We start from the raw sequence: 12,405 nt of genomic DNA, 5'->3' as shown, positions 1-12,405 counted from the left end.
AACGGAGGCGAGTTTCCTACAATGCCTGTCCGGCCGCCACGCCACTGGCCCAGGCCCATTGGAAATTATAGCCCCCCAGCCATCCGGTGACATCCACCGCCTCGCCGATCGCATACAGCCCCGGCGCCTTGGCCGCTTCCATCGTCCGCGACGACAGCCCGGCCGTCGCGATGCCGCCCACCGTCACCTCTGCCTTGGCATAGCCCTCCGTCCCCGACGGCGCGAACGCCCAGTCGCCCAGCCGCGCGGCCACTTGCCGCAGCGCCTTGTCCGACAGGTTGCCCATCTCGCCCTGCACCCCGATTCGCTCCAGCAGCGTGTCGGCCAGCCGCTCGGTCAGCGCCTGCGCCACCACCCGGCGCAGCGTCGCGCGCGGCCGCTCCCGCTTCTCTGCCAGCAGCCAGTCCGCCGCCTTGTCCGGCAGGAAACCCACCTGGATCGGCGTGCGATGCTGCCAATAGGAGGAAATCTGCAACATCGCCGGTCCGGACAGCCCCCGATGCGTGAACAGCGCGGCCTCGCGAAAGCGCGTCTTGTTCCAGCGCACTTCGACATCGGCCGACACCCCCGCCAGCGACTGGAACAGCGCCTCCTCCGGCCCCAGGGTGAAGGGCACCAAGGCCGGGCGCGGCTGCACGATGCTCAACCCGAAATGGCGCGCCACATCATAGGCGAAGCCGGTCGCGCCCATCTTGGGGATCGACGGTCCCCCGGTCGCCAGCACCAGCGCGGGCGCGCGATGCACCGTCCCGCCGATCGTCACGCGATACAGGCCCTCGCCATGATCGACATCCGCGATCGGCTGCCCCAGCGCCAGCGTCACGCCGCCTTTGACGCACTCCTCCTCCAGCATCGCGACGATCTGCTTCGCCGACCCGTCGCAGAATAATTGCCCCAGCGTCTTTTCATGCCAGGCGATGCCATAACGATCGACCAGTCCGATGAAATCCTGCGCCGTGTAACGCCCCAGCGCCGACTTGGCGAAATGCGGATTGGCCGACAGGTATCGGTCGGCGGCGGTATGGATATTGGTGAAATTGCACCGCCCGCCGCCGGAAATCAGGATCTTCTTGCCCACCGCATCGGCATGATCGACCAGCAGCACGCGCTTGCCCCGCTGCCCGGCGGTCGCGGCGCACATCATCCCCGCCGCGCCCGCGCCCAGCACGATCGCATCCCAAATGCCTGTATCAGCGTCGAGCATCACCGCCCCCGTTTCAGGCGGACGATGGTCTCGTCCAGCGCCTGCAGGAAGCGCGAGCGGTCATTCTTGCCGAAGGGCGGCGGCCCGCCGACCTGATCGCCGCCGGCCCGCAAATCCGCCATGATCGCCCGCGTCGCGATCGCCGCGCCGATCGAGCTATGGGTGAAAGGCTTGCCGTTGGGCGCGATCACGGTCGCCCCCGCCTTCAGGCAACGATCGGCCAGCAATATGTCCGCGGTAATGCATACCGACGCCCCATCGGCCCGCTCGGCGATCCAGTCGTCCGCCGCATCGAACCCGTCGCTCACCACCACCCGGTCCAGCAGCGGATGGGCGGGAATGCGGATCGGGCTGTTGCTCACGATCGTCACGGGAATCTCATGCCGCCAGGCGACCTTGTAGATCTCCTCCTTCACGGGGCAGGCATCGGCATCGACCAATATCTTCATGCGCTGGGCGATAGGCGGTGGGACCGGTCGAGACAAGGATGCCGGCTTATTTCGGTTGGGACCATTCCCCGCCTTCACCCCGCGCCGATCCTGCCCTACATGGACCTTCATGAACGCCCCCCTGTATAACAAGGACATATTGCGGCTCGCCGCCGGCATCCCGCACCACCAGCGGTTGCCGAACGCGCAGGCCAGCGTCGAAAAACGCTCCCCCACCTGCGGGTCGCGCGTCACCGCCGACGTGCGGATGACCGACGGCCGCCTCGCCGATCTCGGTCTGGACGTGAAGGCCTGCGCGCTGGGACAGGCCTCCGCTGCGCTGATGGCCGGTCACGCCATCGGCTTGACGGCGCAGGAACTGGCCGACGCCCGCGACAGGCTGGCCGCCTATCTGTCGGGCGACAGCGATGATCTCGAATTCTGGCCCGGCCTCGCCGTCCTCGCCCCCGCGCGCGGTTACCCGGCTCGCCACGCCTCGATTCGCCTCGGCTTCGAAGCGATCGCCGAAGCCGCCAGACAAGCAGACGCCTGATGGAAGCGCATCAGGCCGTCAGCGCCACCGACATTCTCCTGTCCGAAGGCGTCATCCTGCTCGGTGCCGCCGTGCTGTTCGTCATGCTCTTCCGCCGCTTCGGCCTCGGTGCGGTCCTTGGCTACCTTGTCGCGGGCGCACTGGTCGGACCGCAGGGCCTGGGCCTTGTCGGCGGCGGCGAATCGAAACTCGCCATCGCTGAAATCGGCATCGTCCTGCTGCTGTTCCTCGTCGGCCTCGAACTTCATCCCGCCCGGCTCTGGCGCCTCAAACGCGACATTTTCGCGCTCGGCCTGGCGCAGGTGGTGCTGTGCGGCTGCATCCTCACCGCCATCATCTTCTACTCGACCGGCTTCAGCTGGGGCGCGGCGATCGCGCTCGGCCTGCCGCTCGCCCTCTCCTCCACCGCGCAGGTGCTGCCGGGCCTGAAATCCAGCGGCCGCATCAACTCCCCCTTCGGTGAGAAGGTCTTCTCGATCCTGCTGTTTCAGGATCTCTCGATCGTCCCGCTCATCACCATCGTCGCCGCCCTGTCGCGCAATCCTGCCGATGCCGGGGGGCCGCCGGGCTGGATGATGGCGGGCTACACCGTCGCCGCCATCGCCGGCCTCGTGCTGGCCGGCCGCTTCATCCTGCGCCCGCTGCTGGGGCTGGTGGGCCGCATGGGCGAGCGCGAGATGTTCGTCGTCGTGGGTCTCTTCACCGTGCTGGCCGCCGCCGCGCTGATGCACAGCCTGCACCTCTCGACCGCGCTGGGCGCTTTCGTCGCGGGCGTCATGCTCGCCGATTCGCCCTACCGGCATGAGATAGAGGCCGACGTCGAACCCTTCCGCTCGATCCTGCTCGGCCTCTTCTTCCTTGCCGTCGGCATGGTGCTGGACCTGCGCGCCGTCGCCGCCAATCCGTTGTTCGTGCTCTCCATGGCGGTGGTTCTGGTTGCGACCAAGGCGGCGATCATCACCGGCCTCGCCCGCTTGTTCGGCATGGAATGGCGCCCGGCGCTGGGTGCGGGCCTGTTGCTCAGCCAGGGTGGCGAATTCGGCTTCGTCCTCTTCACCCAGGCGCAAAACGCCCTGCTCATCGCGCCGCAGGCGGCCAGCCTGTTCGCCGCCATCGTCACCTTCTCCATGGCGACGACGCCCTTTCTGATGCTCTTCGCCCGGCGCTTCGAGTTCGCCAAGCCCAGGGATCACGACCTGCCCGGCCCGGAAGATGCCCCGCGCGGCTCCGCCATCATCGTGGGCTATGGCCGCTTCGGCCAGACCGTCGCGCAGATGCTGATGGGCCATGGCTTCGGCGTCACCCTGATCGACAAGAAGCCCGCCCAGATCGAGGTGTCGAGCCGGTTCGACATGAAGGTCTATTATGGCGACGGCACCCGCATCGACCTGCTCCACCGCGCCGGGGCGGACGAAGCGCGTCTCATCGCCTTCTGCATCGACGACCCCTCGCTCGATTCGCGCGCGCTCCAGCCGATCGCCGAAGCCTTCCCCCACGCCGCCCTCATGGTCCGCGCCTTCGACCGGCGACAGGTGCTGGAATTGCAGGATATGGACCTCGCCGGCATCGTCCGCGAAGTCTATGAATCGGCCATCTGCATGGGCGTACAGGCGATGCAGTCGCTTGGCGTACCGGACGAAGAAGTCGAGGAAGTCGAGCGCCAATATCGCCAGAATGACGCGCAACGCATGGCGCTCCAGACCGAACATGGCAGTCTGCTCGCGGCCAAGGACTTGATGTATCGCCCCGGCAAGTCCATGCGGCTGCTCAGCAGAGGGGATGGAGAAAAGGCATGATCGCGATACTGGCCTGCCTGTCCGCGGCGCTGGCGATAGGGGCCGGCGCGTTCGGCGCGCATGGCGTCGCCGATCCCAAGGCGGCGGAATGGCTGCGCACCGGCGGCCTCTATCAATTGATCCACGCCGTCGCCGCGGTCGCCCTCATCGGCGTTGCGCGCGGCGCGGCGGCGCTGATGCTCGTCGGCGCGGCGATCTTCGCCCTCACCCTCTACGCCATGGCGCTGGGCGGACCCAAATGGCTGGGCGCGGTCACGCCGATCGGCGGCATGTTGATGATCGCGGGCTGGCTATGGGCCGCATGGTCCTTCGGGCAGCGCTGACGCACCGCCCTTGCCCCCGGTCCCCTGCAAGCCTAGATTGACGCCATGGCCGACCATCACCACCATCATGAACCGACCGGCACGAAGCTCGCCGACGCCGCGCGCCTGACGCTGGAGGCGCAGGAAGAACAATGGACGCCCATGCGCGCCGCCATTTTCGACGCGCTCGCGGCGGAGGAACGACCGGCCTCGGCTTATGACATCGCCGATACCGTGTCCAAGGCGCGCGGCAAGCGCGTCGCGCCCAACAGCGTCTATCGCATCCTCGACCTGTTCGTGACCAACAATATCGCGATGCGGGTGGAAAGCGCCAACGCCTATATCGCCAACGCCCATCCCGGCTGCCACCATGACTGCATCTTCCTGGTCTGCCGCAATTGCAAGCAGGCGACCCATGTCGATGACGACAAGGTGACCGGCGATGTGCGCGCGATCGCCGCACATGAAGGCTTCCATGCCGAACGGCCGGTTATCGAGATATTGGGCACCTGCGCCAGGTGCGCGGCCTAAAGAGCGCCGTTGCGCTTGCCCACGGAACGGCCTAGCCGCTACACGAGTCTATGTCTTCGATGAACGATCGCCCCTCCACGCCGCTTCTCGACCAGGTCGTCTGGCCGTCGGACCTGCGCGCCCTCAAGCCTGACCAGTTGCGGCAACTGGCCGACGAATTGCGGCAGGAGGTGATCTCCGCCGTCGGCGTGACCGGCGGTCATTTGGGGTCCGGCCTTGGCGTGGTCGAACTGACGACCGCGATCCATTATGTGTTCGACACGCCGCAGGACAAGCTGGTGTGGGACGTCGGTCATCAATGCTATCCGCACAAGATCCTGACCGGCCGGCGCGACCGCATCCGCACCCTGCGCATGGGCGGCGGCCTGTCCGGCTTCACCAAGCGCGCCGAATCCGATTATGACCCCTTCGGCGCGGCGCACAGCTCCACCTCGATCAGCGCCGCGCTGGGCTTCGCCGTCGCCAACAAGATGCAGGATCGCCCTGGCAAGGGCATCGCCGTGATCGGCGACGGCGCCATGTCGGCAGGCATGGCCTATGAGGCGATGAACAACGCCCGCGCCGCCGGCAATCGCCTGGTCGTGATCCTGAACGACAATGACATGTCGATCGCTCCGCCGGTCGGTGGCCTGTCCGCCTATCTCGCCCGTCTGGTGTCCAGCCGTGAGTTTCTGGGCCTGCGCGACCTGGCCAAGCGCCTCGCCCGCAAACTGCCCCGCCCGCTCCACAATGCCGCGCGCAAGACGGACGAGTTCGCGCGTGGCATGGCGATGGGCGGCACCCTGTTCGAGGAACTGGGCTTCTATTATGTCGGCCCGGTCGACGGCCATAATCTCGACCAGTTGATCCCCGTGCTGGAAAATGTCCGCGACGCGGCCGAAGGGCCGTGCCTCGTCCATGTCGTCACGCAGAAGGGCAAGGGCTATGGCCCGGCCGAAGCGGCGGCGGACAAATATCATGGCGTCCAGAAATTCGACATCGTCACCGGCGCCCAGGCGAAAGCTCCGCCGGGACCGCCCAGCTACACCAATGTCTTTGCCCAGGCGCTGATCGCCGAAGCGCAACGCGATCCCAAGGTCTGCGCCATCACCGCGGCCATGCCGTCGGGCACCGGCCTCGACAAGTTCGAACTGGCCTTCCCCGACCGCAGCTTCGACGTCGGCATCGCCGAACAACATGCCGTGACCTTCGCCGCGGGCCTCGCGGCCGAAGGGATGCGCCCCTTCTGCGCCATCTATTCGACCTTCCTGCAACGCGCCTACGACCAGGTCGTGCATGACGTCGCGATCCAGAATCTGCCCGTCCGCTTCGCCATCGACCGCGCCGGCCTGGTCGGCGCCGACGGTTCGACCCATGCGGGCAGTTTCGACGTCACCTATCTTGCGGCCCTGCCCAATATGGTGGTGATGGCTGCGGCGGACGAAGCCGAACTGGTTCATATGGTCCATACCTGCGCCGTCCACGACAGTGGCCCGATCGCGCTGCGCTACCCGCGCGGCAACGGCACAGGCGTCGCCATGCCCGAAATCCCCGAACGGCTGGAAATCGGCAAAGGCCGGATCGTGCGCGAAGGGCGTCAGGTCGCCATCCTCTCGCTCGGCACCCGCCTCGAAGAAGCGCTCAAAGCCGCCGAAGCGCTGGAGGCCAAGGGCCTGTCCACCACCGTCGCCGACCTGCGCTTCGCCAAGCCGCTGGACGAAGCGCTGATCCGAAAGCTGCTGACCAGTCATGAAGTGGCCGTGACCATCGAGGAAGGCGCGATCGGCGGCCTGGGCGCGCATGTCCTGACGCTGGCCAGCGATCTCGGCCTGATCGACAACGGCCTCAAGCTGCGCACCCTGCGCCTGCCCGACATCTTCCAGGATCAGGACAAGCCCGAAAAACAATATGCCGACGCCCGTCTGGACGCCGACGCGATCGTCGACACCGTCCTGACCGCCCTGCGCCACAATAGCGTCGGCGCAGAGGCGCGGGCCTGACCAAAGACAGGAACTAAATTCCCGCCGCAAACGTAATGGATCAACCGTGCCGTCAATACGCTGAACGGCATGATCATCAGGAGCGGAGGAAACGGTTGCCGGCGCATTTTCAGTTGATTTCGCGGGCTTTGCCTAAACTGTCGCCGGCCCTTCTCGCGTTAATCTTATGCGCCGCGTGCCAGCAAAAGCCCGTAGACATTGCGCCGCCCCGCGCATCGGATCCTGTACCGGCGCCCCAGGAAAAGTCCCTGATCGCGGTGCCGGTCGATGCCGACGCCAGCGCATTGCGGGCGGCGATTGAACAGGCGGTGCCGCGCATCCTGTGGACCATCAACCGGCGCGAACCGCGCTGTGTCGCGCCGCAAAAGGTCAAGATATTCGGCGGCGAGTTAAAGGTCACGCCGCCCATCGGCTGCACCATCGTCGGCACCGTCACCCGCGGCCCGGTCAGCCTGCGCGGCGAGGGACGGGAGATCGTCGCCGACCTGCCCATCCATGCCAGCATCAGCGCGCGCGACGTGGGCGGTGTGCTGAAAGGCGAAACCGCCACCGGATCGGCCATGGTGCAGGCGCGCATCACCATCGACCTGGCGCGCGACTGGACACCTAAGGGGACGGTGCGGCTCCATTATGACTGGACCGCGCCGCCCGGCATCGATTTCCTGGGTCAGCGCATTCGCTTCACCGACGAAGCCGATGCAAAACTGCGCCCCGTCGTCGCCAGGCTGGAACGGGATTTGCCGCGCGAACTCAGCCGGATGAACCTGCGCGGCGAAGCGGAAAAATATTGGCGCCAGGCTTTCGCTACGCTGGAGTTGAACAGGCAAAATCCGCCAGTCTGGATGCGCATCAGCCCGCAGAAGATCTTCTACAACGGTTACACGATGCGCGGCCGCTCGCTTCGGCTGGACCTAGGCATGGAGGCGATCACGGAAACCTTTGTCGGCGATGCCCCGGCAGCGCCCCGGCCGACGGCCTTGCCCCCACTCAACCGAGCGCCGGTGCGCAACCGCCTGTCCTTCCATCTGCCGGTGACGGCGGATTATCGCCAGCTTCAACCCGTCATCCAGCGCGCCCTGTCAAAACGCGCTGCGCGTCCGTTCGACCTGCCCGGCATCGGCCCGGTGTCCGCGCGCTTTTCCAACGTGACCTGCTATGGGGCGACGGGCGGACGTGTCGCGGTGGGCGTGGATGTCACCGCGCGATTGGCCGATTCGACGGAGGATATCCATGGCCGCATCTGGCTGGCGGCGCGTCCGGTCAATGCCGTCAATTCGCCGCGCGTGGGCTTTGTCGATCCGGTCATTACTGGCGATACCGACGGCGTCAGTGGCGATATGCTGCTGGCGATCGGGCGAAGCCCCGGCTTCTCCAGCCTGATCGCCAGCGCGCTTGGTCAGAATTTCGCCAAGGATATCGTGGAACTCAAGCGCAAGATCGCCCGCGCCATCGCGGAAAGGCGGGAAGGCGCCTTCGTCATCCATGCCCAAGCCGACAGGTTCGATATAGGTCAGATTCACGCTTATGGCCAGGGATTGCACCTGCCCGTCCGTGCGACGGGTCAGGCGCAGATCAGCTATCGGCCGTCCGGCGGCGCGGCTAAGCCAACCGCGCCGTCTGGATAATCAAGCCCTATTGATCAGGGCTGGGGCGTCGCAGCGCGGGCTTCCTGGCCGTCGCCTTCGGGCGCGGCGATGATGTCGCGGGTGGTGGCGCCCTTGTCCACGACCTGGGTGTCTGGATCGCCCACCGACGATCGGATGCCCGATGCCGCATTGGCGCGGCCCGCCGCGTTCAACGCGGCGCTTTCCGATGCGCTGCGCGCGGCGGGACCGCCGAACATCGCCTGCATCGCTTCGCTGCGCGAATCGACCGCCGCCGCCGCCGGGGTGCCCGGCGCGGGCGGCACCAGCGCGAAGTCGGGCGGGATCACCAGCGGCGCCTGGCGCGAGACGGCGAATTCATCGGGGCGCTCGCGGTTGAACAGCCCGCCGCCGCCGCCGCAGGCGGACAGGGTGGACACAAGGCCGGCAGCGAGGATCAGTTTACGCATTACTTCAAAGTCTCCGTCTTTGCGCCCTTGTCGCGCAGCAGCAACGCCCGCGCAAGCAGGATCAACACGCCGATGGTGATGGCGGCATCGGCCAGGTTGAAAATCAGGAAGGGCCGCCACTCGCCGATATGCAGGTCCGCATAATCAATGACATAGCCCAGCCGCACACGATCGACGATATTGCCGATCGCCCCGCCCAGCACCAGCCCCAGCGCCGCGACATCCTGCCGCGCCTTTTCGCGCCACATCCACACGCCGACAAATGCGGAGATCAGGATCGTCATCCCCACCAGCGCCCAGCGCGCCGTGTCGGTATCGGCATGGAAAAAGCCCATGGATACGCCGCGATTTTCCAGCCAGCGCAGGCGGAAGAACGGCAGGATGTCGATCCCCTCCACCCGGCTTTTCAGCGCCAGCGGATAGGTGACCGTATATTTGACGAGCTGGTCGAGCGCGAGCGTCACGATCGCGACGGTCAGCCCCAGCGGGCGGTGATTGATGGCGCTCATGCCTTCAACACCCCGTCGCAACGGTCGCACAGCGTCCCGTCCTCCGTCACCTCCGGCAGCTTGCGCCAGCAGCGGCCGCATTTATGCCAGTCGCTGGGCGTCACGACGATGCCATCGCCCTCACCCATGGTCACCCGCGCGACGATCGCGACTTCGGCGAAATCGACGTCGCCCACCGGCAGCCATTCGCCCATGGTCACGTCCGCATCCAGGCTGGACCGCACGATCTTCTCGCGCCGCAATGGCTCGATCGCCTCGTTCACCTGTTCGCGCTGGCTGCGCAACTCGGTCCATTTGTCGTCCAGGCCGCCGTTAATCCAGTGCTTGTCGACCTCCGGCCATTCCAGGAAATGCACGCTGTCAGCCTCATCCGGGAAGCGGCTCTGCCACACTTCTTCCGCCGTGAAGGGGATGATCGGCGCGGCATAGCGGACCAGCGCATGGAACAGCGTATCCAGCAACGTGCGATAGGCGCGACGCTTGGGGTCGCTCTTCGCATCGCAATAGAGGCAATCCTTGCGGATATCGAAGAAGAAGGCCGACAGGTCGCTATTGGCGAAATCGAACAGCGCGCGGGTATAGCGGCTGAATTCCAGCCACGTCTCGCTGCCCTTGCTCTTGTCCACTACGCCGCGCAGCTCCGCGTCCAGCGCCGCCAGCCGATGGAGCATATAGCGCTCTAGTTCCGGCATTTCGGCATAGGACACCGCTTCGCTCTCTTCATCATAGTCGGCCAGCGCGCCGAGCATGTAGCGGAAGGTATTGCGCAGCTTGCGATAGGCGTCGGACGACCCGGCCAGCACTTCCTTGCCGATCCGAACGTCATCGAAATAGTCGGTGCTGGCGACCCAGACCCGCAAAATGTCCGCGCCGCTTTCGCCCATGATCTTGAGCGGATCGACCACATTGCCAAGGCTCTTGGACATTTTCTTGCCAGTGCCGTCCAGCGCGAAACCGTGGGTCAGCACCGCCTTATAGGGCGCCTGCCCGCGCGTGCCGCAGCTTTCCAGCAAAGAAGACTGGAACCAGCCGCGATGCTGGTCCGACCCCTCGATATAGAGGTCGGCGCGTGTCCCCTCGCCATAGCGCCCCTCGACCACGAAGCTGTGGGTCGATCCGCTGTCGAACCAGACGTCCAGAATGTCGTTCACGACCTCATAGTCGGCAAGGTCATAGTCGGAGCCGAGCAGCGCCTGATGATCCGCCCCGAACCAGGCGTCCGCCCCCGCGCCCTTGAACGCATCGATGATGCGGGCATTGACCGCCGGATCGACCAGATATTGCCCGCTCTTGCGATGGACATAGAGCGCGATCGGCACGCCCCAGGCGCGCTGGCGGCTGATGACCCAATCGGGACGCCCTTCGACCATGGAGCGGATGCGGTTGGTGGAGCGCTCCGGCACCCAGCGGGTCTGGGCGATCGCATCAACCGCGATCTCGCGCAGCGTCGGGCCGTTGCCGGCGATGATCGGGGTCGGCATCACGCCGCCATCTACATCGACAAAGAAGCCTTCCTCTGCGGTCGCCCCGCTGTGGGCGTCCCCCGGACGCCCACTGTTCGCGGGACGATCCATCGGGATGAACCATTGCGGCGTGCAGCGATAGATGATCCGCGCCTTCGACCGCCAGCTATGCGGATAGCTATGGCGGAAGTCGCTGGCGCTCAGCAGCGCGCCCGCAGCGCGCAGGTCGGCGCAGATCGGACCGTCCACGCCGTTAAACTTGGTGTTGATGACGCTGCCCTGCCCCGGCAGCCACTCCCAGTCGTCGCGATAGAAGCCCGCATCATTGACCGCGAAGACCGGATCGATGCCCAGTTTCTTGCAGGCGAGGAAATCCTCCTCGCCATGGTCGGGCGCCATATGGACGAGGCCGGTGCCCGCGTCGGTGGTGACATGGTCGGCGGGCAGCAGCGGGCGCGGGCGCGCGAAGAAGCCGCCGAGCGCGTGCATCGGGTGACGGGCGATGGCGCCGGCGAGTTGGGTTCCAGTGCCCTTCCAAAAAATACCTGCTGTACCGCCGGCAATTTTGGTTCCACCAGTTTCGTTATAGTCAACCGGGTTGAAACGCTTTTTGAAGTCGAACACAAGGTTTTCTGCAATCAGGAAAACCCGCGGATCTTCATTACTCAGCTTCACCGCCAAGTACTCGATCTCTTCCCCAAACGCGATCGCCTGGTTAACCGGGATCGTCCAGGGCGTCGTCGTCCAGATCACCGCATGGGCGCCAACCAGTTCCGGCGCGTTCGGCGCTTCGGCAATCTCGAACGCCACGTCGATCTGGGTCGAGGTCACATCCTCATATTCCACTTCCGCCTCGGCCAGCGCGGTCTTCTCCACCGGCGACCACATGACGGGCTTGGCCCCGCGATACAGTTGCCCGCTTTCCGCGAACTTCAGCAATTCGCCCACGATGGTGGCTTCGGCGTCGAACTTCATGGTCAGATAGGGATCGGCCCAATCGCCCATCACGCCCAGACGCTTGAACTGCTCCTTCTGCACGCCCACCCATTTGTCGGCATAGGCGCGGCACTGGGCGCGGAATTCGGCGGCGGGCACCTCATCCTTGTTCAGCTTCTTCTTGCGATATTCCTCCTCGATCTTCCATTCGATCGGCAGGCCATGGCAGTCCCAGCCGGGCACATAGGGCGCATCCTTGCCCAGCAACGACTGGCTGCGGACGATGATGTCCTTCAGCACCTTGTTCATCGCATGGCCCATATGGATGTCGCCATTGGCGTAAGGCGGGCCGTCATGCAGGATGAAGCGCTCACGCCCGGCCCGCTTCTCGCGCAGGCGATCATACAGACCCATCGCCTCCCACTTGGCGGCGATCGCCGGCTCCTTCTGGGCCAAGCCGGCCTTCATCGGAAAGTCGGTGACGGGCAGGAAGACGGTGGACTTATAATCGGGCTGGTCGGTCATGATGGGTCCGGCACTAGAACGCAAAACCGTTCGTGCTGAGTAGGGACTGAGCTTGTCGAAGGCCCGTATCGAAGCATCCGCGCCAAGGCCCAGTCCTTCGATACACCATTTCGACTTCGCTCAATG

At 65.6% G+C, this 12,405-nt stretch carries 11 protein-coding genes; 6 read left to right on the top strand and 5 right to left on the bottom strand.

Annotated elements, in window-relative coordinates; translation table 11 throughout:
- Positions 1-16: 16 nt before the first annotated feature.
- Both V473_RS04895 and V473_RS04890 read right to left on the bottom strand, forming a co-directional pair.
- Positions 17-1,204, bottom strand: coding sequence for a BaiN/RdsA family NAD(P)/FAD-dependent oxidoreductase (locus V473_RS04895; RefSeq protein WP_066601148.1), 1,188 nt, complete (start codon positions 1,202-1,204; stop codon positions 17-19).
- The gene (locus V473_RS04890) at positions 1,204-1,653 is read right to left on the bottom strand and encodes a YaiI/YqxD family protein (protein ID WP_066601147.1); all 450 of its coding nucleotides are present in this window, start codon (positions 1,651-1,653) and stop codon (positions 1,204-1,206) included. Before V473_RS04890 ends, V473_RS04895 begins: the two co-directional genes overlap by 1 nt.
- Positions 1,654-1,762: 109 nt before the next feature.
- Between V473_RS04890 and V473_RS04885 the strand changes: the two genes are divergently transcribed.
- The 6 genes from V473_RS04885 (at position 1,763) to V473_RS04860 (ending at position 8,418) form a co-directional block, all read left to right on the top strand.
- Complete coding sequence (locus V473_RS04885; protein WP_066601145.1) at positions 1,763-2,185, top strand: iron-sulfur cluster assembly scaffold protein; 423 nt, start codon at positions 1,763-1,765, stop codon at positions 2,183-2,185.
- Positions 2,185-3,981 carry a cation:proton antiporter domain-containing protein gene (locus tag V473_RS04880; RefSeq protein WP_066601143.1) on the top strand — a complete coding sequence of 599 codons (1,797 nt, stop codon included), beginning with the start codon at positions 2,185-2,187 and terminating at the stop codon, positions 3,979-3,981. The genes V473_RS04885 and V473_RS04880 overlap by 1 nt, the downstream gene beginning before the upstream one ends.
- On the top strand, positions 3,978-4,304 hold the full coding sequence (locus tag V473_RS04875; RefSeq protein ID WP_066601141.1) for a DUF423 domain-containing protein: 327 nt from the start codon (positions 3,978-3,980) through the stop codon (positions 4,302-4,304). The genes V473_RS04880 and V473_RS04875 overlap by 4 nt, the downstream gene beginning before the upstream one ends.
- 45 nt (positions 4,305-4,349) lie before the next feature.
- Entirely contained in the window at positions 4,350-4,814 is a 465-nt protein-coding gene (locus V473_RS04870; RefSeq protein ID WP_066601140.1) for a Fur family transcriptional regulator, read from the top strand.
- A gap of 50 nt (positions 4,815-4,864) precedes the next feature.
- A complete protein-coding gene (gene dxs / locus V473_RS04865; RefSeq protein WP_201785472.1) occupies positions 4,865-6,793 on the top strand; it encodes a 1-deoxy-D-xylulose-5-phosphate synthase in 1,929 nt (642 codons plus the stop codon).
- Between the two features lie 95 nt (positions 6,794-6,888).
- The gene (locus V473_RS04860) at positions 6,889-8,418 is read left to right on the top strand and encodes a DUF4403 family protein (protein WP_330219409.1); all 1,530 of its coding nucleotides are present in this window, start codon (positions 6,889-6,891) and stop codon (positions 8,416-8,418) included.
- A gap of 14 nt (positions 8,419-8,432) precedes the next feature.
- Here the strand turns inward: V473_RS04860 and V473_RS04855 are convergent, their stop codons facing one another.
- The 3 genes from V473_RS04855 to ileS are packed head-to-tail and all read right to left on the bottom strand — an operon-like array spanning position 8,433 to position 12,279.
- Positions 8,433-8,846, bottom strand: coding sequence for a DUF3035 domain-containing protein (locus tag V473_RS04855; RefSeq protein ID WP_066601137.1), 414 nt, complete (start codon positions 8,844-8,846; stop codon positions 8,433-8,435).
- Positions 8,846-9,355 (bottom strand): signal peptidase II, encoded by a 510-nt coding sequence (lspA, locus tag V473_RS04850; protein WP_066601136.1) that lies wholly within the window; start codon positions 9,353-9,355, stop codon positions 8,846-8,848. Before lspA ends, V473_RS04855 begins: the two co-directional genes overlap by 1 nt.
- Positions 9,352-12,279 (bottom strand): isoleucine--tRNA ligase, encoded by a 2,928-nt coding sequence (gene ileS, locus V473_RS04845; RefSeq protein WP_066601135.1) that lies wholly within the window; start codon positions 12,277-12,279, stop codon positions 9,352-9,354. The genes lspA and ileS overlap by 4 nt, the downstream gene beginning before the upstream one ends.
- Positions 12,280-12,405: the final 126 nt, after the last annotated feature.

Origin of the sequence: Sphingobium cupriresistens LL01, assembly GCF_001046645.1 — a bacterium.
Taxonomy (GTDB): domain Bacteria; phylum Pseudomonadota; class Alphaproteobacteria; order Sphingomonadales; family Sphingomonadaceae; genus Sphingobium; species Sphingobium cupriresistens.
Note: the sequence above shows the minus strand (reverse complement) of the source record. Positions and strands in the feature narration are given on the sequence as shown.